The organism is Sinorhizobium sp. M4_45 (assembly GCF_002885915.1).
Taxonomy (GTDB): Bacteria; Pseudomonadota; Alphaproteobacteria; order Rhizobiales; family Rhizobiaceae; genus Sinorhizobium; species Sinorhizobium meliloti_A.
The window spans coordinates 914,636-935,038 of sequence record NZ_NWVE01000002.1; the positions used below are offsets into that span (position 1 = coordinate 914,636).

Consider the following 20,403-nt stretch of genomic DNA (forward strand, 5'->3'; position numbering starts at 1 on the left):
CTCATGAAAGCCGCAGATGTTCGCGCTCTGAGCGCCGACCAACTCAAGGAAGAGCTTGCCAAGCTGAAGAAGGAGCAGTTCAACCTGCGCTTCCAGAAGGCGACTGGCCAGCTCGAGAAGTCTTCGCGTATCAACGAGGTCCGCAAGGACATCGCACGCATCAAAACCATTGCCCGCCAGAAGGCGGCAGAAGCCAAGGCCTAAGGACCAGAACACTATGCCGAAACGCATTCTGCAGGGCACCGTCGTCAGCGACAAGAACGACAAGACCGTCGTCGTCCGGGTCGAGCGCCGCTTTGCGCACCCGATCCTCCAGAAGACCGTTCGTCGTTCCAAGAAGTACAAGGCTCACGACGAGAACAACCAGTTCAAGGTCGGCGACCTCGTTTCCATCGAGGAATGCGCGCCGATTTCCAAGGACAAGCGCTGGACGGTCGTTGCCGCCCAGTCTTGATTTCTGCAGGTTTTGACCGCCGGACCCTTGCGTCTCGGGCAAATATCTGTATGAAGCACGCAATTAAAGCCGAGGAACGCTCGAGTTCGAGCGTTCTTTTGCTTTGAGATGAGCACAATAAGCCGGGCGAGGGGGTTTCGACCCAACCGGCCTGGTAACAACAAGAAGGCGACCTGACATGATTCAGATGCAAACAAACCTCGACGTGGCGGATAATTCCGGCGCACGTCGTGTCATGTGCATCAAGGTGCTGGGCGGCTCCAAGCGTAAATACGCGTCGATCGGCGACATCATCGTCGTTTCGATCAAGGAAGCCATTCCGCGCGGCCGCGTGAAGAAGGGTGATGTCATGAAGGCTGTTGTCGTTCGCACCGCGAAAGACATCCGCCGTGCGGATGGCAGCGTCATCCGTTTCGACACCAACGCAGCCGTTCTCATCGACAACAAGAAAGAGCCGATCGGCACCCGTATCTTCGGACCGGTTCCGCGCGAACTCCGCGCCAAGAACCACATGAAGATCATCTCGCTGGCTCCGGAAGTACTCTAAGGGAGCGATCAGAGATGCAAAAGATTCGCAAAGGCGACAAGGTCGTCGTTCTGACCGGTAAGGACAAGGGCCGTACCGGCGAAGTCATTCAGGTCATGCCGAAGGAAGACAGGGCTCTCGTGCGCGGCGTCAACGTGGTGAAGCGTCACCAGCGCCAGACTCAGAACCAGGAAGCCGGCATTATCACCAAGGAAGCCTCGATCCACCTTTCGAACATCGCGATCGCCGATCCGAAGGACGGCAAGCCGACCCGCGTCGGTTTCAAGATCGATGGTGACAAGAAGGTCCGCGTGGCCAAGCGTTCGGGAGATGTGATCGATGGCTAAGTCCGCTTATGAGTCCCGGCTCAAGAAGGAATATGTAGAGCGCATCCGCAAGGCGATGCAGGAGCAGTTCTCCTACGCCAACGAAATGCAGATCCCGCGCCTCGACAAGATCGTCATCAACATGGGTGTTGGCGAAGCGACCGGCGATTCCAAGAAGCCGACCGTTGCTGCTGCCGACCTCGCTGCGATTGCCGGCCAGAAGCCGGTCATCACCCGCGCTCGCAACTCCATCGCCGGCTTCAAGCTTCGCGAAGGCATGCCGATTGGTGCCAAGGTTACCCTGCGCGGCGTTCGGATGTATGAGTTCCTGGATCGTCTCATCAACATCGCTCTTCCGCGTGTTCGAGACTTCCGCGGCCTCAATCCGAAGTCCTTCGATGGTCGTGGCAACTTTGCCATGGGCATCAAGGAGCACATTGTGTTCCCTGAGATCAACTACGACAAGGTTGATCAGATGTGGGGCATGGACATCATCGTTTGCACGACGGCAACTAACGACGACGAAGCACGCGCTCTTCTCAAAGAGTTCAACTTCCCGTTCCGTCAGTAATCCGTAACGGCAAGCGTAAAGAAGGATAACTGTTATGGCGAAAACGAGCGCAGTTGAAAAGAACAAGCGCCGCCGCAAACTGGTTGCCAATCACGCCGCCAAGCGCGCGGTCCTGAAGGCGATCATCATGAACCAGTCTTTGCCGATCGAAGAGCGGTTCAAGGCCACCCTCAAGCTGGCCGAACTGCCCCGCGATGGGTCCAAGACCCGCATCCGCAATCGTTGCGAAGTCACCGGTCGTCCGCGTGCCTATTATCGCAAGCTGCGCATGTCGCGTATTGCACTTCGCGAACTGGGCAATCTCGGCAAGGTGCCGGGCGTGGTCAAGTCGAGCTGGTAAGGAGACGGGTACATGGCAATGACTGATCCTTTGGGCGATATGCTCACCCGTATCCGCAACGGCGCTGCTCGCCGCAAGTCGAGCGTTTCGACGCCGGCTTCCAAGCTTCGCGCACGCGTTCTGGATGTCCTTCAGGCTGAAGGCTACATCCGCGGATACTCAGAGGTCGAATTCGGCAACGGCAAGGCCGAGCTGAATATCGAGTTGAAGTACTACGAAGGCGCATCCGTGATCCGTGAGATCGCGCGCGTCTCCAAGCCGGGCCGCCGGGTCTATGTCTCGGTCAAGTCCATTCCGCAGGTCGCGAACGGCCTCGGCATCACCATCCTTTCGACTCCGAAGGGCGTGATGGCCGATCACCAGGCACGCGAACAGAATGTTGGTGGCGAGGTTCTTTGCTCGATCTTCTAAGATCGAGCAGGATCTCCATAGCGAACAGACAGGTATAAAAATGTCTCGTATCGGTAAGAAGCCCGTTCAAGTTCCGGCAGGCGTCACGGCTAACGTGGATGGCCAGAAGGTAACGGCAAAGGGCCCGAAGGGCGAACTGTTCTTCGTCGCAAATGACGAAGTTTCGGTGAAGCTCGAAAACAACACGGTTGTCGTTCAGCCGCTCAACGAGAGCAAGGATGCTCGCGCAAAGTGGGGCATGTCCCGCACGATGATCGAGAACATCCTCAAGGGCGTGAAGGACGGTTACGAGCGCAAGCTCGAAATCAACGGCGTCGGTTACCGCGCGTCCATGCAGGGCAAGAACCTGCAGCTCGCGCTCGGTTTCAGCCACGACGTCGTCTACCAGACGCCGGAAGGCATCACGATCGCTGTGCCGAAGCCGACGGAAATCGTCGTCTCCGGAATCAACAAGCAGCAGGTCGGCCAGGTTGCCGCGGAAATCCGCGAATACCGTGGCCCCGAGCCCTACAAGGGCAAGGGCGTCAAGTATGCCGAAGAGCGGATCGTCCGCAAAGAAGGCAAGAAGAAGTAAGGATCACGCGAAATGGCTAGCAGGAAAGATACTCTTGTGCGTCGCGCCAGCCGCGTGCGCCGTCAAATCAAGGCGGTTGCCAATGGCCGCCCGCGCCTGTCGGTTCATCGCTCGTCGAAGAACATCTATGCGCAGATCATTGACGATGTTGCCGGCAAGACGATTGCCTCGGCATCGACCCTCGACACGGATCTGCGGTCTTCGCTGAAGACCGGCGCCGATACCGAAGCCGCTACGGCTGTCGGCAAGCTCCTGGCAGAACGTGCTTCCAAGGCGGGCATCAAGGACGTTGTCTTTGATCGTGGCGCCTTCATCTACCACGGCCGCATCAAGGCGCTGGCCGAGGCAGCTCGCGAAGGCGGCCTGAACTTCTAAGGTTCGTCGCCCGGGCCGCAATGCCCGGGCGTAACCCGGCTTCGCAAATCCCCGGCCGCTTCGATTTCCAAGGAAGCGAGGCGGCTTTCGTCAATCTGCCGATTGCACCCGGAAAAGAAAAAGGAAGAGGACAATGGCACAAGAAAGAAGAGGTTCTCGCGAAGATCGCCAGAACCGCGAAGAGCGCGACAGCGAATTTGTCGATAAGCTCGTCGCTATCAACCGCGTCGCCAAGGTGGTGAAGGGCGGTCGTCGTTTCGGTTTCGCCGCTCTCGTCGTCGTAGGCGACCAGAAGGGCCGCGTCGGCTTCGGCCATGGCAAGGCACGCGAAGTGCCGGAAGCCATCCGTAAGGCAACGGAAGCCGCCAAGCGCGACCTGATCTTCGTACCGCTGCGCGGTGGCCGCACTCTGCACCACGACGTGCACGGCCGTCATGGCGCCGGCAAGGTGCTGCTGCGCTCGGCCAAGCCCGGTACCGGTATCATCGCCGGTGGCCCGATGCGCGCCGTCTTCGAGACGCTCGGCGTTCACGACGTCGTAGCCAAGTCGACCGGTTCGTCGAACCCCTACAACATGGTTCGCGCTACCTTCGACGCGCTCAAGAACCAGATGCACCCGAAGGATATCGCGGCACAGCGCGGCATGAAGTACGCCACGCTCCAGTCCCGTCGCGTTTCCGCCGGCGTTGCTTCCGAAGAATAAGGGAGCTGACAGATGGCTAAGAAGGAAGTTGCCAAGAAGACGGTTACCGTCGAGCAGATCGGTAGCCCCATTCGCCGTCCGGCCGTGCAGCGTCAGACGCTCGTCGGTCTGGGCCTCAACAAGATGCACCGGGTACGCACGCTGGAAGACACTCCGGCCGTTCGCGGGATGATCCGGGCCGTCCAGCACCTCGTTCGCGTCGTCGACGAGAAGTGAGGGGATCGAGATATGAAACTGAATGAAATCAAGGACAACGAAGGCGCGACCAAGAACCGCAAGCGTCTGGGCCGCGGTATCGGCTCCGGTTCCGGAAAGACGGCCGGTCGCGGTGTAAAGGGTCAGAAGGCGCGTTCGGGCGTCGCGATCAACGGCTTCGAAGGCGGTCAGATGCCCATCTACCGCCGCCTGCCGAAGCGCGGCTTCAACAACATCTTCGCTTCGGAGTTCGTTGTCGTGTCGCTCGGCCGGATTCAGGCCGCAGTCGATGCCAAGAAGCTGGACGCCTCCAAGACCGTCGATGCCGCCGCTCTCAAGGCCGCCGGCGTTATCCGCCGCGTCAAGGATGGTGTGCGCGTTCTCGCCGACGGCGAACTGAAGGCGAAGGTTTCGCTTGAAGTTGCCGGCGCCTCCAAGCCTGCGATCGAGAAGATCGAGAAGGCTGGCGGTTCCGTCAAGCTGCTCTCCGCAGCCGCTGAATAAATATGACTGATGAACCGCCCGGGGTGCTTCACGCCGGGCGGTTTTGCTCCCATATGTGAGCCTCACGTCCAAGCGCAGCGAATCGGCTGCCGCGACGGGACATAACGGAAACCACGGTGAGGCATCCGATTGCAGCGACAATCGCCTCGCGCCTGGTTTTCCACGACGAAAACTGATTCCATCCGGAACGACCGGGTTTTCCCGTGTTTCCGAGACTTGGTACGCGGAGAATTGCATGGCTTCTGCAGCGGAACAGCTCGCCTCGAACCTGAATTTTTCGACTTTCGCCAAGGCGGAAGATCTGAAAAAGCGCCTTTGGTTCACTCTCGGTGCGCTTCTGGTCTATCGACTTGGCACCTACATTCCGTTGCCGGGCCTTAACCCGGACGCATTCGCGCAGGCATTTCAGGGGCAGTCGGGGGGCATTCTCGGCCTCTTCAACATGTTCTCGGGCGGCGCGGTCGAGCGTATGGCGATCTTCGCCCTCGGCATCATGCCCTACATTTCCGCATCGATCATCGTGCAGCTCATGACGTCGGTCGTTCCGGCGCTCGAGCAGCTGAAGAAAGAGGGCGAGCAGGGCCGCAAGGTCATCAACCAGTACACCCGTTACGGCACGGTGCTGTTGGGCGCGATGCAGGCCTACGGTATTGCCGTCGGTCTCGAAAGCGGCAGCGGTCTCGTCAACGATCCGGGCTGGTTCTTCCGGATTTCCACCGTTATTTCGCTGCTCGGCGGCACGATGTTCCTGATGTGGCTCGGTGAGCAGATCACCTCCCGCGGCATCGGCAACGGTATTTCGCTGATCATCTTCGCCGGCATCGTCGCCGCTTTGCCCTCGGCGCTTGCCGGAACCCTTGAGCTCGGCCGTACCGGTGCTCTGTCGACGCCTCTCATCCTTGCGATTATCGTTATGGTCGTCGGCGTGATCGCCTTGATCGTCTTCGTCGAGCGCGCGCAGCGCCGCCTGCTGATCCAGTATCCGAAGCGCCAGGTCGGCAACCGCATGTTCCAGGGCGACACGTCGCACCTGCCGCTGAAGCTCAACACCTCGGGCGTGATCCCGGCGATCTTCGCGTCGTCGCTTCTCCTGCTGCCCGCCACGCTTGCCGGCTTTGCCAACACCGCGACCATGCCCGACTGGGCAACGGCGATCGTCGGTGCGCTCGCTCACGGTCAGCCGCTCTATATGATCCTTTACGGTGCGATGATCGCCTTTTTCGCCTTCTTCTATACGGCCATCGTCTTCAACCCGAAGGATACGGCCGACAATCTGAAGAAGCATGGCGGGTTCGTTCCGGGCATCCGCCCGGGTGAACGCACGGCTGAATACATCGATTACGTGTTGACGCGCATTACCGTCATCGGCGCGATCTACCTGGTCTTTGTCTGCATCCTGCCTGAGATACTCATCTCGCAGACAGGGGTGCCGTTCTACCTTGGTGGTACGTCGCTTTTGATTGTTGTCAGTGTGACCCTCGATACGGTAGCACAGATCCAGGGTCACCTCATTGCCCAGCAATATGAGGGGCTGATCAAGAAGTCGAAGCTGCGCGGAGGAAAGAGGGGACGATGAGGTTAATTTTTTTGGGACCGCCGGGCGCTGGCAAGGGTACTCAGGCCAAGCTTCTGACGGAGAGATACGGCATTCCGCAGCTTTCCACGGGGGATATGCTTCGGGCGGCCGTAGCTCAGGCGACCGAGGTCGGCAAGCGGGCGAAAGCCGTGATGGATGCCGGCCAGCTCGTCTCCGACGAAATCGTCAATGAGATCGTCTCCGACCGCATCGATTCGCCGGATTGCGCAAGGGGCTTCATTCTCGACGGCTATCCGCGCACGGTCCCGCAGGCCGTAGCGCTCGACGGGATGCTTGAGGAAAAAGGCCTGAAGCTCGATGCAGTCATCGAGTTGAAAGTCGATGAGGCAGCTCTTGTGCGGCGCATGGAGAATCGCGTAGCCGAAACCGTCGCGGCCGGCGGCACCGTACGCTCGGACGACAATCCGGAAGCATTCCGGCGGCGTCTGCAGGAATATCGGGAAAAGACCGCTCCGCTTTCGGAACACTACGCCCGAACCGGTCGGTTGAAGACCGTGGACGGCATGGCGGATGTGGATACGGTTACGGCCGAGATCGAGAAGATTCTGGTATAGGCATTGCCTTTGCCAAAATGGAAGCGCCGGGGAGTTGACTTTTTCGGCCGATTCCTCCAAAGACTGCGTCAACTCGCGACAAGAGAAGCGATCGGCGCGGTCTTCAACGAAATGAAGTCCGGGTACGGTCGTTTTTGACGTGTCTCGAACCTCAATCAACGAGCGGCTCTTAAGGTCGCGTAACGAAGCACCTATTGCCTGTAGGCAACTGGAACGCAAGGAGAATAGACGTGGCACGTATCGCTGGCGTCAACATCCCGACCGCAAAGCGCGTCGTCATCGCGCTGACGTATATTCACGGGATCGGCACGAAATTCGCACAGGAAATCATCGAAAAGGTCGGCATTCCGGCCGAGCGTCGCGTTCACCAGCTGACGGACGCTGAGGTCCTTCAGATCCGTGAAACGATCGACCGTGACTACCAGGTCGAGGGTGACCTGCGTCGCGAGACCTCGATGAACATCAAGCGTCTGATGGATCTCGGCTGCTATCGCGGTCTTCGCCATCGTCGCGGCCTGCCGGTGCGCGGTCAGCGCACGCATACCAATGCCCGCACCCGCAAGGGTCCGGCAAAGGCGATCGCCGGCAAGAAGAAGTAATTTCCCGAAAAGGGAAAACGGGAGGCTGGCGCACGCGCCGGCCTCCTTTTGCAGTTTGGGAAGGGCAAGTGTCCGACCAATGCGAGTGCCGTTACCGGTTTCTCGGAATGCTCGCGACGCCGGTATGCCGGCTGTCGCGAATTGTAAGATGCAGGGCAGGGGACGACCAATCCTTTTCCCGGTGGAGCCGCTGGAATTACGGCGGTGCAGAGATCTAAGAAAGGGATCCTATGGCCAAGGAAGCCACCCGCGTTCGCCGTCGCGAGCGCAAGAACATTACGTCTGGCGTCGCACACGTCAATTCGTCGTTCAACAACACGATGATCACCATTACCGACGCGCAGGGCAATGCTATTGCCTGGTCGTCCGCCGGTGCGAAGGGTTTCAAGGGTTCGCGCAAGTCGACCCCGTTCGCCGCGCAGATCGCCGCTGAAGATTGCGCCAAGAAGGCTCAGGAACACGGCATGAAGTCGCTGGAAGTGGAAGTTTGCGGTCCTGGTTCCGGCCGCGAATCCGCTCTTCGCGCGCTCCAGGCTGCAGGTTTCATGATCACGTCGATCCGTGACGTGACCCCGATCCCGCACAATGGCTGCCGTCCGCGCAAGAAGCGCCGCGTCTGATCATCTGTATTCAACATTCCGGTGAGGACGTTCCGGTGTCCTCCCGGTCTTCGGGGCTCGGTTGTCACGATTGGATGGTGGCAACGAACGGAAGGCAGAAAACATGATCCAGAAAAATTGGCAGGAATTGATCAAGCCGAACAAGGTGGAGTTCGCCTCCTCCGGCCGCACCAAGGCAACGTTGGTCGCGGAGCCGCTTGAGCGCGGCTTTGGCCTGACGCTCGGCAACGCGCTTCGTCGCGTCCTATTGTCGTCACTGCGCGGTGCTGCCGTAACCGCGGTTCAGATCGACGGCGTATTGCATGAGTTCTCTTCTATCCCGGGCGTCCGGGAAGACGTGACCGACATCGTGCTCAACATCAAGGAAATCGCCATCAAGATGGATGGCGACGACGCAAAGCGCATGGTCGTGCGCAAGCAGGGCCCGGGCGTCGTGACCGCCGGTGACATTCAGACGGTTGGCGACATCGAGATCCTCAACCCGAACCACGTGATCTGCACCCTCGACGAGGGCGCGGAAATCCGCATGGAGTTCACCGTCAACAACGGCAAGGGCTACGTACCGGCTGACCGCAACCGCTCGGAAGATGCGCCGATCGGCCTCATTCCGGTCGACAGCCTGTACTCTCCGGTCAAGAAGGTCTCCTACAAGGTGGAAAACACCCGTGAAGGCCAGGTTCTCGACTACGACAAGCTGACGATGTCCATCGAAACCGATGGCTCCGTCACCGGCGAAGATGCGATCGCTTTCGCGGCCCGCATCCTTCAGGACCAGCTGTCGGTCTTCGTCAACTTCGACGAGCCGCAGAAGGAAACCGAGGAAGAGGCAGTCACCGAACTCGCCTTCAACCCCGCGCTTCTCAAGAAGGTCGACGAACTGGAGCTTTCCGTCCGTTCGGCCAACTGCCTGAAGAACGACAACATCGTCTATATCGGCGACCTCATTCAGAAGACTGAAGCAGAAATGCTCCGTACGCCGAATTTTGGTCGCAAGTCGCTCAACGAGATCAAGGAAGTTCTCGCTTCCATGGGCCTGCATCTCGGCATGGAAGTGCCGTCCTGGCCGCCGGAGAACATCGAAGACCTCGCCAAGCGTTACGAAGACCAGTACTAACCTATTAGACTGCGGGCGGATGCCTGCAAGTAAAGGAGAATAGCCATGCGCCACGGTAAAGCCGGCCGCAAGCTGAATAGAACCGCCAGCCACCGCAAGGCGATGTTTGCCAACATGGCGGCTTCGCTGATCGAGCACGAGCAGATCGTCACGACCCTGCCGAAGGCCAAGGAAATCCGTCCGATCGTGGAAAAGCTCGTCACGCTCGGCAAGCGCGGCGATCTGCATGCCCGCCGCCAGGCGATCTCGCAGATCCGCGACGTTGCCGTCGTTTCGAAGCTGTTCGACGCGATTGCCTCGCGCTACGCCACCCGCAACGGCGGCTACCTGCGCATCATGAAGGCAGGCTTCCGCCAGGGCGACAATGCCCCGCTCGCCGTCATCGAATTCGTTGACCGCGACGTCGACGCCAAGGGTTCGAAGGACCGCGCCCGCGTTTCTGCCGAAGCCGAAGCAGCCGAAGCGGCCTGATCCGATCGGTTGACGAAACCATTCAAGCGGCCGGGGGCTGATCGCCCCCGGCCGCTTTTTTTGTTGGTTTTATTAAAAGTAGAAGTAGATCCTCATTCCTGTGCCTCTCAAATCCTGTGACAGGCAAAGGAAGAAATGAGGGTCGGGAGAGGTGTTGCGGGGCTTTGGCCGGTGCGGCTCTCGCGGCTTGTACGTTGCGCCTTTATCCCGCTCGGGCTTGCGACCGTACGGGTGCGGTGCCCTGGCGCCGCCACCGCAGAAACCGCTTTCTGACGGCGCGCCAGGCGACGAGCACCGCCACAAGGAACAGATAAAGCATTTGCTCGGGGCCCACGACCTTCACCGACATGGCGAAATGCAGCGCGCCGGCCGCGGCAATCACGTAGACGAGCCTGTGAAGCTTGTTCCATCGTTGCCCAAGGCGCCTTATCGACCAGTTGTTCGATGTAACCGCCAGCGGGATGAGTAGCACGAGGGCTGCCATGCCGATGGTGATGAAGGGACGGCGGGCGATGTCGGCGAGAATCGCCGGGAGAAGGAGCGTCTGGTCCAGCACCATATATGTGAGGAAATGCATCATCACATAGTAAAAGGCGAGGAGGCCCAGGGCGCGGCGGTATCTGAGCCAGTTGACGCCGAAGAGGTCGCGAATCGGCGTGATCGTCAGCGTGGCAATCAGGAAGCGCAGGGCCCAAATGCCGAGCAGGTGCTCGAATTCCTTGACCGCATTGCCGGGCAGCCGGCCGGTGGCTCCAAGATAGAACCCCCAGGCGGCCGGTATGAAGCCGAGCATATAGAGCGCCCAGATCGAAGGGCCGTGCAATCGCTTCGGCAGGGCAGGAAGGCTCGGCATCCTCAGAAATTCACCCTGAGGTCCATGCCGGCGTAGAGGTTTGCCACCTCTTCTGCGTAGCCGTTGAAGGGGAGCGTATCGCGGCGATTGGCGCCGAAGAAGCCGCCTTCGCCGATACGGTTTTCGGTCGCCTGGCTCCAGCGGGGATGATCGACGGCTGGATTCACATTGGCATAGAAGCCGTATTCATTCGGCCCGGCGATGTTCCAGGTGCACGGCGGCGGCGTCTCGGTCAGAGAGATGCGCACGATCGATTTGATTCCCTTGAAGCCGTATTTCCACGGCACCACCAGGCGGATAGGTGCGCCGTTCTGGTTCGGTAGCGTCTTGCCATAGAGCCCGACGGAGAGGATCGTCAGCGGGTGGCGCGCTTCGTCGAGCCTCAAGCCTTCCCGGTAGGGCCATTCCAGGGGCTGGAAATAGCCGGACTGGCCCGGCATTTCCTCCGGCCGGACCACGGTCTCGAAGGCGACATATTTCGCGCTTCCGAGCGGCTCGACCCTGTCGAGGAGCGCGGCCAATGGAAAGCCGACCCAGGGAATGACCATCGACCACGCTTCGACGCAGCGCATCCGGTAAATTCTCTCTTCGAGAGGGAAGCCCAGGAGCTCCTCCAGGCCGAATTCCCGCGGCTTGCCGACCAATCCGTCGACCTTCACCGTCCAGGGCGCCGGCTTGAAGTTTGCGGAGTTGGCAGCCGGATCGCCTTTGCCGGTCCCGAATTCATAGAAGTTGTTGTAGGTGGTGGCGTCCTTTTCCGGCGTGACGGGCTCATCGACCCTGTATTTGCTCTTGGACGCGTCGAGTGCGGCCGCGCGGCTCGGCTTGGGCACGGCGAGGGCCAGGCTTCCGGCCGCGGCGGCGATGAAGGTCCGCCGATCCAGGAAGAAGCGCTCCGGGGTGATTTCGGCAGCGGCAATCTTCGGCGTGCGATAGCTGGGCATGGGGTCTCCTCGGTGTCATTCGACTTTTTCTAATACGCAAATGAGCAGAGTTTCGATCACCGGAAAAGGCTGGCGAGACCACGTTTTCGTGCATGACTCGTGAACGTCGCCTGCGTCTTTGGGAGCGCAAGGCCGAGCAATTGGCGCGCAGCATGTACTCCTATGAATTCCCTGATGAAACGACCCCTCCTTGCGGCTGCATTGCGTTGGATTGTCGGGCAACAGGTTTGCCTTTTTCCGTGCGAAATCCTATCTGAACGTAGCTGCAACGAAAGGGAGAATGCTTCATGATCTTCGGCCATCGCGCTCTCGCGGCTCTCGTGCTTGCTGTTGCCATATCGTCACCTGCGATGGCCCAGGATGCCAGGACCGTGCCGCAGTCGCGGTCGGAGATGCAGCTCTCTTTCGCGCCGCTCGTCAAACAGACGGCGAATGCGGTCGTCAACGTGTATGCCGAGCGCGTGGTGGAGCGTCGCTCGATCTTTGCCGGCGACCCTTTCTTCGAGGAATTCTTCGGGCAGCGGATGCCGAATCGCACCGAGAAGCAGTCGTCTCTGGGGTCGGGCGTGATCGTCGGCCGCAATGGCCTGGTCGTGACCAACAACCATGTCATCGAGGGCGGCGACGATATCAAGGTGGCGCTCGCCGACGGGCGTGAGTTCCCCTGCAAAGTCATATTGAAGGATGATCGCCTCGATCTGGCTGTCATGAAAATTCAGTCGGACGGTCCGTTCGACATCGTCCCGATCGGTGATTCCGACGCGGTGGAGGTCGGCGACCTGGTTCTGGCGATGGGCAATCCCTTCGGCGTCGGGCAGACGGTGACGAGCGGCATCGTGTCGGCGCTCGCCCGCAACCAGATTTCCAACGGCGATTTCGGCTTTTTCATCCAGACGGATGCGGCGATCAATCCGGGAAATTCCGGCGGCGGCCTGATCAACATGAAGGGCGAGTTGATCGGCATCAACACCGCGATTTTTTCCAGAGGCGGCGGTTCCAACGGCGTGGGCTTTGCGATCCCCGCCAACCTGGTCAAGGTTTTCGTTGCCTCCGCTGAAGGAGGCAACGGCTCGTTCATCCGTCCCTTCGTCGGGGCGACTTTCGAGCCGGTGACTTCCGATGTGGCCGAGGCGCTCGGGCTTGAGCGGGCCCGCGGGGCGCTGGTGACGGCGGTCGTCGCAGGCGGTCCGGCGGAGAGCGCCGGCATGCGCCCCGGACAGGTGGTCACCGCCGTCAACGGCATACCGGTCGAACACCCCGATGCGCTGGGTTATCGTCTGACCACCGTGGGGATCGGTCACGAGGCGCGGGTTACGATCTCGGAGAACGGCAGTTCGCGCGAAATCGCCCTCAAGCTTGAGCGGGCGCCGGAAACGCAGCCACGAGACGAACGGCTGATCGAGGGGCGCAACCCCTTCGCCGGCGCTGTCGTGGCAAATCTCTCGCCGCGGCTTGCGGACGAGTTGCGCATGCCCACGTCGCTGCAGGGTGTGGTCCTCACCGAGATCAATCGCGGCTCGCCGGCTGCACGTATCGGCCTGGAACCGAAAGATATCGTTCGTTCAGTCAACGGGACGGCAATCGATAGTTCGAAGACGCTGGAAGGCGTCGTCGCCGAGGATGCCTCCTTCTGGCGTGTCGAGATCGAGCGCAACGGCCAGATCATCCGTCAGTTCTTCCGATGACCGATCTCTTCGCCCCCCATGAACCTCCTGAAATGGCCTCGGCAAGGCCGCTGGCCGATCGCCTGCGCCCGCGCACGCTGGCGGAGGTGACCGGCCAGGAGCATCTGACCGGCCCCGACGGCGTGCTCACACGGATGATCGCTTCCGGATCCCTCGGCTCGATGATCTTCTGGGGCCCGCCGGGAACCGGCAAGACAACGGTTGCCCGTCTGCTTTCAGGCGAGGCAGGTCTCGCATTCGAGCAGATTTCGGCAATCTTCTCCGGCGTTGCGGATCTTAAGAAGGTATTCGAATCTGCGCGCGCCCGGCGCATGTCGGGGCGCCAGACGCTGCTTTTCGTCGACGAGATCCACCGGTTCAACCGGGCGCAGCAGGACAGCTTCCTGCCGGTCATGGAGGATGGCACCGTCGTCCTGGTCGGCGCCACCACCGAGAACCCGTCTTTCGAGCTTAACGCCGCGCTTCTCTCGCGGGCCCGCGTCTTGACGTTCAAGCCGCATGACGAGGCCAGCCTCGAGGAACTTCTGAAGCGGGCGGAGGCAGCCGAGGGCAAACCGCTGCCGCTCGATGACGAAGCGCGGGCCAGCCTGATCCGCATGGCGGACGGGGACGGCCGGGCGGTGCTGACGCTCGCGGAAGAGGTATGGCGGGCGGCGCGCCGGGACGAGATATTCGATTCCGCCGGGCTTCAGGAGATCGTCCAGCGCCGCGCGCCGGTATACGACAAGGGCCAGGACGGCCATTACAACCTGATCTCGGCGCTCCATAAATCCGTTCGGGGCTCCGACCCGGACGCGGCGCTCTATTATCTCTGCCGCATGTTCGATGCCGGGGAGGATCCGCTCTATATCGGCAGGCGGCTCGTGCGGATGGCGGTCGAGGATATCGGCCTTGCCGATCCGCAGGCACTGGCGATCTGCAATGCCGCCAAGGATGCCTATGATTATCTCGGGTCTCCCGAAGGGGAACTGGCTCTTGCCGAGGCCTGCGTCTATCTTGCAACGGCGCCGAAATCCAACGCGGTCTATACCGCCTACAAGGCGGCGATGCGCGCGGCCAAGGAGAACGGATCTCTGCTGCCGCCGAAGCACATCCTCAACGCTCCGACGAAGCTCATGAAGGGGGAAGGCTACGGCGACGGGTACCGCTACGATCATGACGAGCCCGACGCATTCTCCGGCCAGGATTATTTCCCCGAGAAGATGGGCAGAAAGACCTTCTACGATCCCCCGGAGCGCGGCTTCGAACGTGAGATCCGCAAGCGGCTGGAGTGGTGGAACAAGCTCCGGCGCGACCGGAATTCGTGAGGGCTCGCCCCAGCTCCGTCACTCCCGCAGGGCTGCCTTGCCACAGGATGCCTTGCTGTCCCGATGAGCCCGTGGCATAGAAGAACCACATCGCAGACGGCTGCACGGATCGAATGGATCCGAACTTCCGCGGGGACGGCCTCGCTCCACATGAAGGAGTTCGATATGGCCTGGTTCACGCTGTTGCTCGCCGGAATTCTCGAAATCGGCTGGGCGATCGGTCTCAAATACACGGATGGATTTACGCGGTTCACGCCGACTGTGCTGACGGTCGGGTCGATGATCCTGAGCGTCGTTCTGCTCGGAATAGCGGTGCGTTCGCTGCCGCTTGGCACGGCCTATGCCGTGTGGACCGGCATCGGCACCGTCGGTACCGTCATTCTCGGCATCATTCTGTTCGCAGAGCCCGCAACGGCGATGCGCCTCGGCTGCATCGGCATTATCGTCGCGGGCATCGCCGGTCTGAAGCTCGTCGGCTGACGTGTTGGACCACTGAAATTCTGCCCCTCATCCGGCCTGCCGGCCACTCTCTTCGCGCCAGCGGGGCGAAGAGACTCGCGGCGCCCCGGCAGGGGGATGAGGAGCAAGTGACCCTTCACGTCACTTCAGCGCGTCGAGTACGACCGCGGCAGCCAGCATTTCCCGCCAGCGGTTTTCGCGCCGTCTGAATGCCTCTTCGTCTGTTCCCCACTGTTCGATCTGCCAATCCTCGTCGACATGAGCGGCAGCCCATGCCTGTTCGGCGGAGAGCCTGCCCAGGGCGAGGGCAAGAGCGAGCAGGGCGGATCCGGTCAGGCTGGTGACGGTGTGCAGGCAGGCGAGGCCGAGCGGTGTCGCAAAGCCGCGCAGGCCCTCGGCAAAGGCCGAGACCGCCTCCGCCGGTTGTTCCTGATGGATCACGCCTTCCACGAGAATGAACCGGGCGCCGAGCGTCCGGGCGGCCCAGTCGATTATCGGATTCCAGTGTTCGTTCTGCCGAGCGACGAGTTCTTTCGGGCTGTCGGCCCGATAGCAGAGAAGATCGCTGCCGACAAAACGGACGATATCGTCGAAGACCGCACGATCGTCGAGCGCAACTCCGTCGATCGCGGTGTTGACGATCCGCGTGAGCGGCATCGCCGAGGGATCGATGATTTCGGTCTGGGCGTCCCACTCGGCTGCCAGCAGCTCTGCGAGCTTTTCGGTAGGTACGGTGAGCGCCCGTTTGGCCGGTGTGCGTACTGACCTTCCGTCGAGGAGCACGGCGTATCCGCCGTCATCCGCCGGTGCGGCGCTCGCCTGCTTGTAGAAGCGTTTCGGCAGCGGTTTCTGCATTTGGATCTGGGCCCGGCGCACAGGATCGTCGTGGCTCAGCGCACCACTCAGTTCGTCGCGAATATCAGGCATGGCTATGGTCCATCCATTCGATTATGTCTGCCGGAACGCGGGCGATGTGATCCGCACCGGATGCCATCAGCTCCGGGACACTGGCGTAACCCCAGGCGACGCCCAGGGCATCGGCGCCGGCGGCCTTCGCCATCTGCATGTCATAGATCGCGTCTCCGATCACGATCGTGTCGCGGGGATCGACTCCGGCCTCCGCGCAGCACTCCGTCACCATGGCGGGATGCGGCTTCGAGGGGCAGTCGTCCGCCGTGCGGGAGACGAAGAATATCTTGTCGAATCCATGCATCGCCGCGATATGCGTCAGACCTCGCCTCGATTTGCCGGTGACGGCGCCGATCAGCAGTTCGTCGCGTCCAACCAGAGTCTGCATCATCTCCGCAATGCCCGGAAACAGCGCTTCGCTGCAGCCGGGTTCGCCTCGTACCGAGGCGAATATAGATTTGTAATGCGCCGTCATTGCGGTCGCCCGGTCGTCGACGTGTTCCTGCCCCATGAGCCGGGCAATCGCGATATCGAGAGTGAGGCCGATGATCGCCTTGGTCGCGTCCGCTGTCGGGCGATCCAAATCGAAGGCCTCGAAGGTGCGGGCCATCACCTCATGGATCAGTCCCGCGCTGTCGACGAGCGTTCCGTCGCAATCGAAAAGGACGAGCTTCATCACTCTTCCTCGCCGGCGGCGTTTTCGTCGAAGCCGAGCAGATTCCAGCTCTGCACCATGTGCTGGGGCAGGGGAGCGGTGATCTTCAGCCGCCCGCCGTTCGGATGCGGAATATCTATGTGCCGCGCATGAAGGTGCAGCCGGTTCTGCATGCCGCCAGGGAAGGTCCAGTTGACGTCCGCTTCGAAGTATTTCGGGTCGCCGATGATCGGATGGCCGATATGGGCGGCGTGGACGCGCAGCTGGTGCGTGCGGCCGGTATAGGGTTCCATTTCCAGCCAGGCGAGATTCTGCCCGGCTTGCTCGACGATCCGGTAATAGGAGATGGCGTGGTCGGCGCCATTCTCGCCGTGCTTGGCAATCCGGACACGGTCGCCATCGGGCGTGGGCTCCTTTACGAGCCAGGTGGAAATCTTGTCTTCCCGCTTGCGCGGCACGCCCCTGACCAGGGCCCAGTATGTTTTCTTGGTGTCGCGCTCGCGAAATGCCGCGGTCAGCTGTTGCGCAGCCCCACGCGTGCGGGCGACGACAAGTACGCCCGACGTGTCACGGTCGAGACGATGGACGAGGCGCGGCTTTTCGCCCTTCTGGCTGGTCCAGGCCTCGAGCATCTTGTCTATGTGCCGGTTGACGCCCGAGCCGCCCTGAACGGCAAGGCCGGCCGGTTTGTTGAGCACGATGACCTTGGCATCCTCATGCAGCACCATGCGCGACAGAAGCTCCCCGTCCGGCGATTGACGCAGGTCCCGGCCGCCGATCGGGCCGGATTTCGCTTCCTTGGGATCGACGCCGAGCGGCGGAATGCGGATCGTCTGGCCGGGTTGTATGCGCGTGTCGGATTTTGCCCGCGCCCCGTCCACGCGGATCTGTCCGGAACGCAGCAGCTTCTGCAGCGGACCGAAACCCAGTCCGGGGAAATGCACCTTGAACCAGCGGTCGAGACGCATTCCCGCTTCGTCGCTGTCAACCTGCCTGTGTTCTATGCCCGCCATTTTGCAGAAATCCGCCTTCTTTTCTTTAAAGGCTGGCTTTAGACCATTGCGCGCATCAGGGCCAGCCCGGCGAACACGGCAAGTATCGAAAGACCGACGCTCGCCACGATATAGGCGAGGCCGCTCATCGTCTGCCCGTGTTCCAGAAGGGTGATCGCGTCGAGCGAAAAGGCCGAGAACGTCGTGTAGCCCCCCAGCACGCCGGTGATCAGGAACACGCGTATTTCCGGCGAGGCTCCCATCTTGTGCATGATGAATTGCGCCAGAAAACCGATCAGAAAGGAACCCGTAACGTTCACGAACAGCGTCCCCCAGGGAAAGACGGGTCCGGCGCGCTGCAGCATCCAGAGGCCGACGAGGTAGCGCAGGACGGAGCCAAGAGCGCCGCCGGCACCGACGAGGAGGATATGGTTCATCAAATTGTTCCGATCCGAGAAGGCTGCATCCTGTCAGCCGAGCCTCTCGGCGTGCCATCTGAGATGGTCGTCCATGAAGGTCGAAATGAAATAATAGGAATGGTCGTAACGCTCATGCATCCGGAGCGTAAGCCCGATGCCCGTTCCTTTGACGGCTTCTTCGAACAGCCAGGGGCGCAGACCGTTTTCGAGGAAGCTATCCGCCTTGCCCTGGTCGATCAGGAATTCCGGGAAGCGGGCCCCGTCCTCGACGAGGGCGCAGGCATCGTATTTCCGCCAGGCGGTCTTGTCGGGACCGAGATACTTCTCGAAGGCACCGACCGACCAATCGGCGGAAGACGGCGCGACGATCGGCGCGAAAGCGGAGCAACTCTTGAAACGCTCGGGGTCCTTGAGAGCGACGGTCATTGCGCCATGCCCGCCCATCGAGTGGCCGAAGATACCCTGGCGGCTCATATCCACGCGGAAATGCTGGCCGACGAGGGTCGGGAGTTCTTCTGTGATGTAGCTGTACATCCGATAGTGCTCGTCCCAGGGCTTCTCCGTCGCATCGAGATAGAAGCCGGCGCCCTTGCCCATCTGCCAGTTGGTGAGCTCATCGGGAACATCCGCCCCTCTTGGGCTCGTATCCGGGCAGACGATGATGAGTCCCAGTTCCGAGGCCATGCGCCGGTACTCGCCTTTCTCCATGACATTGGCGTGGGTGCAGGTGAGGCCGGAGAGATACCAGAGAACGGGGCGAGGCTCCGTGATCGCCTGCGGCGGTACAAAGACGGCGAAGGTCATTTCGCCTTTGCAGGCCGTGGAATCATGAGCGTAGACGCCCTGCATGCCGCCGAAGGCCGTGTTCTGCGAGATTACTTTCATTCTTTGCTCCTGAATTTCATGGGGTGGCACCCGCAAGCTGAACCGCGGCATTGACGGCGGCGGCGACGAGCACCGTGTTGAAGAAGAACGAGACGATAGCGTGCATCAGGTTCACGCGGCGCATCGCCGTTGTCGTGATGGCGACATCCGACGTCTGCGCCGTCATCCCGATGACGAAGGCGAAATAGAGGAAATCGTATCCGCCGGGACTGTCGGTCTCCGGGAATGCAAGACCGCGCGCTGCGGGATTGCTGGCGGGATCATTGCGGTCGGCAAGCCAATAAAGATGAGCATAATGCAGCGCCGCCATGGTGTGGATCGTCGCCCAGCCGAGCGCAACCGCTGCGAAGGCGATGGACAGCCCCACCGCGCCGCCGCCCCCGGCGCGGTTCAGCGCGAGGAACAGAGCCACCAGCGACGTCGCCGCGGCAACGAGCGTCACCAGGAAGATGATCGGCTCCGGCTCACCCGTGTCGCGCGCATTGGCCTGGAGATAACTGCCTGTAAGTTTGGGAAGCCGCAAAGCCGTGATCGACAGATAGATAAGGAAAAAGAGGATGGCCGCGACCTCGATTGCTTCTGCGCGGAAGAATGCAAAACCGATCGGCAGGCTCATCAACCCGCCCGTCAGGGCGAGATAGAACGGCCAGTGCCGCAGGCCTGCCTTCCTATCCATTCGCCGCCTCCGTTCGCCGGCTCTACCTTTTTACCCGTCGGCAGAGTCGGTCAAGCGTTTCGAGGAAAGCGGAGCGGTCGCGGGAGGTGAGGGCGGCGTTATAGCCTTTGCTTTCCCCGGTCTCCCTGAGATGGGCCGAGAGGTCTCGCATCGCGGATGCCATGCCGATGTTGGTTTCGTCGAAGACGCGCCCGGTCGGCCCGGTGACGAGCGCTCCGGCGCCGACGCAGCGCACGGCAAGCGGCACGTCGGCAGTGACGACGATGTCGCCGTCCCTGGCGCGTTCGGCGATCCAATCATCCGCTGCGTCGAAACCGGCCGACACGATGACGTTGCGAACCATCGGATCGCGCGAGGGGCGCAGGCCGGAATTGGCGACGAAGGTCACCTCCAGGCCATGGCGCTCGGCCACCTTCAGGATTTCCGGCTTTACCGGGCACGCATCGGCATCGACATAGATCATCGTGGATAATTTCCCGGCAGGCAAAAAAGCGCCGGATTCAGTGTCCTCCGGCGCTTTCCTGAATGAGATTGCGAACTCAGTAGACAACGACAGAGCGAATGCTCTCGCCGGAATGCATGAGCTCGAACCCCTTGTTGATGTCCTCGAGCGGCATGGTGTGGGTGATCATCGGATCGATCTCGATCTTGCCCTCCATGTACCAGTCGACGATCTTCGGCACGT

At 61.1% G+C, this 20,403-nt stretch carries 30 protein-coding genes and 1 pseudogene; 21 read left to right on the forward strand and 10 right to left on the reverse strand.

Annotated features, from left to right (window positions below):
• The first annotated feature begins 3 nt into the window (after positions 1–3).
• From rpmC to rplQ, 18 genes are all read left to right on the forward strand, one after another.
• Positions 4–204, forward strand: a complete 201-nt coding sequence (rpmC, locus tag CN933_RS10135) for a 50S ribosomal protein L29 (protein WP_003536529.1) — start codon at positions 4–6, stop codon at positions 202–204.
• A 13-nt stretch (positions 205–217) separates the two neighbouring features.
• Positions 218–454 (forward strand): 30S ribosomal protein S17, encoded by a 237-nt coding sequence (rpsQ, locus tag CN933_RS10140; RefSeq protein WP_018099554.1) that lies wholly within the window; start codon positions 218–220, stop codon positions 452–454.
• A 178-nt stretch (positions 455–632) separates the two neighbouring features.
• On the forward strand, positions 633–1,001 hold the full coding sequence (gene rplN / locus CN933_RS10145) for a 50S ribosomal protein L14 (protein ID WP_003536525.1): 369 nt from the start codon (positions 633–635) through the stop codon (positions 999–1,001).
• Positions 1,002–1,015: 14 nt separating this feature from the next.
• Complete coding sequence (gene rplX / locus CN933_RS10150; RefSeq protein ID WP_003536524.1) at positions 1,016–1,327, forward strand: 50S ribosomal protein L24; 312 nt, start codon at positions 1,016–1,018, stop codon at positions 1,325–1,327.
• A complete protein-coding gene (rplE, locus tag CN933_RS10155) occupies positions 1,320–1,877 on the forward strand; it encodes a 50S ribosomal protein L5 (RefSeq protein WP_003536522.1) in 558 nt (185 codons plus the stop codon). The genes rplX and rplE overlap by 8 nt, the downstream gene beginning before the upstream one ends.
• Before the next feature lie 34 nt (positions 1,878–1,911).
• Complete coding sequence (gene rpsN, locus CN933_RS10160; RefSeq protein ID WP_003536519.1) at positions 1,912–2,217, forward strand: 30S ribosomal protein S14; 306 nt, start codon at positions 1,912–1,914, stop codon at positions 2,215–2,217.
• Between the two features lie 12 nt (positions 2,218–2,229).
• Positions 2,230–2,628, forward strand: a complete 399-nt coding sequence (gene rpsH / locus CN933_RS10165; protein WP_003536517.1) for a 30S ribosomal protein S8 — start codon at positions 2,230–2,232, stop codon at positions 2,626–2,628.
• Positions 2,629–2,668: 40 nt separating this feature from the next.
• Positions 2,669–3,202 carry a 50S ribosomal protein L6 gene (gene rplF, locus CN933_RS10170; protein ID WP_003536514.1) on the forward strand — a complete coding sequence of 178 codons (534 nt, stop codon included), beginning with the start codon at positions 2,669–2,671 and terminating at the stop codon, positions 3,200–3,202.
• Between the two features lie 12 nt (positions 3,203–3,214).
• On the forward strand, positions 3,215–3,577 hold the full coding sequence (gene rplR / locus CN933_RS10175; RefSeq protein ID WP_003536512.1) for a 50S ribosomal protein L18: 363 nt from the start codon (positions 3,215–3,217) through the stop codon (positions 3,575–3,577).
• Positions 3,578–3,710: 133 nt separating this feature from the next.
• Positions 3,711–4,280, forward strand: coding sequence for a 30S ribosomal protein S5 (rpsE, locus tag CN933_RS10180; protein WP_003536510.1), 570 nt, complete (start codon positions 3,711–3,713; stop codon positions 4,278–4,280).
• A 12-nt stretch (positions 4,281–4,292) separates the two neighbouring features.
• Positions 4,293–4,496, forward strand: a complete 204-nt coding sequence (gene rpmD / locus CN933_RS10185; protein ID WP_003536508.1) for a 50S ribosomal protein L30 — start codon at positions 4,293–4,295, stop codon at positions 4,494–4,496.
• A gap of 12 nt (positions 4,497–4,508) precedes the next feature.
• Positions 4,509–4,979, forward strand: coding sequence for a 50S ribosomal protein L15 (gene rplO, locus CN933_RS10190; RefSeq protein WP_018099555.1), 471 nt, complete (start codon positions 4,509–4,511; stop codon positions 4,977–4,979).
• 235 nt (positions 4,980–5,214) lie between these two features.
• Positions 5,215–6,555 carry a preprotein translocase subunit SecY gene (secY, locus tag CN933_RS10195; protein ID WP_018099556.1) on the forward strand — a complete coding sequence of 447 codons (1,341 nt, stop codon included), beginning with the start codon at positions 5,215–5,217 and terminating at the stop codon, positions 6,553–6,555.
• Entirely contained in the window at positions 6,552–7,130 is a 579-nt protein-coding gene (locus tag CN933_RS10200; RefSeq protein ID WP_018099557.1) for an adenylate kinase, read from the forward strand. Before secY ends, CN933_RS10200 begins: the two co-directional genes overlap by 4 nt.
• Positions 7,131–7,360: 230 nt before the next feature.
• Positions 7,361–7,729, forward strand: a complete 369-nt coding sequence (gene rpsM, locus CN933_RS10205) for a 30S ribosomal protein S13 (protein ID WP_003536498.1) — start codon at positions 7,361–7,363, stop codon at positions 7,727–7,729.
• A gap of 230 nt (positions 7,730–7,959) precedes the next feature.
• Positions 7,960–8,349: a 30S ribosomal protein S11 gene (rpsK, locus tag CN933_RS10210; protein WP_003536496.1), complete on the forward strand. Its 390-nt coding sequence runs from the start codon at positions 7,960–7,962 to the stop codon at positions 8,347–8,349.
• Between the two features lie 103 nt (positions 8,350–8,452).
• Complete coding sequence (locus CN933_RS10215; protein WP_003536494.1) at positions 8,453–9,463, forward strand: DNA-directed RNA polymerase subunit alpha; 1,011 nt, start codon at positions 8,453–8,455, stop codon at positions 9,461–9,463.
• A 45-nt stretch (positions 9,464–9,508) separates the two neighbouring features.
• Complete coding sequence (gene rplQ / locus CN933_RS10220) at positions 9,509–9,934, forward strand: 50S ribosomal protein L17 (protein ID WP_003536492.1); 426 nt, start codon at positions 9,509–9,511, stop codon at positions 9,932–9,934.
• A 202-nt stretch (positions 9,935–10,136) separates the two neighbouring features.
• Here rplQ and msrQ read toward each other — a convergent pair whose 3' ends face one another.
• Positions 10,137–10,787 carry a protein-methionine-sulfoxide reductase heme-binding subunit MsrQ gene (gene msrQ / locus CN933_RS10225; protein WP_102761417.1) on the reverse strand — a complete coding sequence of 217 codons (651 nt, stop codon included), beginning with the start codon at positions 10,785–10,787 and terminating at the stop codon, positions 10,137–10,139.
• 2 nt (positions 10,788–10,789) lie between these two features.
• Positions 10,790–11,731, reverse strand: a complete 942-nt coding sequence (gene msrP, locus CN933_RS10230) for a protein-methionine-sulfoxide reductase catalytic subunit MsrP (protein ID WP_102761418.1) — start codon at positions 11,729–11,731, stop codon at positions 10,790–10,792.
• Positions 11,732–12,018: 287 nt separating this feature from the next.
• Between msrP and CN933_RS10235 the strand changes: the two genes are divergently transcribed.
• The 3 genes from CN933_RS10235 (at position 12,019) to sugE (ending at position 15,203) form a co-directional block, all read left to right on the forward strand.
• Positions 12,019–13,416: a DegQ family serine endoprotease gene (locus CN933_RS10235; protein WP_018099560.1), complete on the forward strand. Its 1,398-nt coding sequence runs from the start codon at positions 12,019–12,021 to the stop codon at positions 13,414–13,416.
• Complete coding sequence (locus CN933_RS10240; protein WP_018099561.1) at positions 13,413–14,723, forward strand: replication-associated recombination protein A; 1,311 nt, start codon at positions 13,413–13,415, stop codon at positions 14,721–14,723. The genes CN933_RS10235 and CN933_RS10240 overlap by 4 nt, the downstream gene beginning before the upstream one ends.
• A gap of 165 nt (positions 14,724–14,888) precedes the next feature.
• On the forward strand, positions 14,889–15,203 hold the full coding sequence (sugE, locus tag CN933_RS10245; RefSeq protein ID WP_102761422.1) for a quaternary ammonium compound efflux SMR transporter SugE: 315 nt from the start codon (positions 14,889–14,891) through the stop codon (positions 15,201–15,203).
• Positions 15,204–15,323: 120 nt separating this feature from the next.
• Here the strand turns inward: sugE and CN933_RS10250 are convergent, their stop codons facing one another.
• From CN933_RS10250 to CN933_RS10285, 8 genes and pseudogenes are all read right to left on the reverse strand, one after another.
• Positions 15,324–16,109 carry an ATP12 family chaperone protein gene (locus tag CN933_RS10250; RefSeq protein ID WP_018099563.1) on the reverse strand — a complete coding sequence of 262 codons (786 nt, stop codon included), beginning with the start codon at positions 16,107–16,109 and terminating at the stop codon, positions 15,324–15,326.
• Complete coding sequence (locus tag CN933_RS10255) at positions 16,102–16,767, reverse strand: HAD-IA family hydrolase (RefSeq protein ID WP_018099564.1); 666 nt, start codon at positions 16,765–16,767, stop codon at positions 16,102–16,104. Before CN933_RS10255 ends, CN933_RS10250 begins: the two co-directional genes overlap by 8 nt.
• Complete coding sequence (locus CN933_RS10260; protein WP_018099565.1) at positions 16,767–17,759, reverse strand: RluA family pseudouridine synthase; 993 nt, start codon at positions 17,757–17,759, stop codon at positions 16,767–16,769. The genes CN933_RS10255 and CN933_RS10260 overlap by 1 nt, the downstream gene beginning before the upstream one ends.
• Positions 17,760–17,797: 38 nt before the next feature.
• Complete coding sequence (gene crcB / locus CN933_RS10265; RefSeq protein ID WP_018099566.1) at positions 17,798–18,175, reverse strand: fluoride efflux transporter CrcB; 378 nt, start codon at positions 18,173–18,175, stop codon at positions 17,798–17,800.
• A gap of 33 nt (positions 18,176–18,208) precedes the next feature.
• On the reverse strand, positions 18,209–19,042 hold the full coding sequence (fghA, locus tag CN933_RS10270; RefSeq protein ID WP_018099567.1) for an S-formylglutathione hydrolase: 834 nt from the start codon (positions 19,040–19,042) through the stop codon (positions 18,209–18,211).
• A gap of 16 nt (positions 19,043–19,058) precedes the next feature.
• Positions 19,059–19,718, reverse strand: a complete 660-nt coding sequence (locus tag CN933_RS10275; RefSeq protein ID WP_018099568.1) for a DUF1345 domain-containing protein — start codon at positions 19,716–19,718, stop codon at positions 19,059–19,061.
• Positions 19,719–19,740: 22 nt separating this feature from the next.
• Entirely contained in the window at positions 19,741–20,181 is a 441-nt protein-coding gene (locus CN933_RS10280) for a YaiI/YqxD family protein (protein WP_018099569.1), read from the reverse strand.
• Between the two features lie 76 nt (positions 20,182–20,257).
• Positions 20,258–20,403: pseudogene (locus CN933_RS10285) on the reverse strand (S-(hydroxymethyl)glutathione dehydrogenase); the annotation flags it as partial.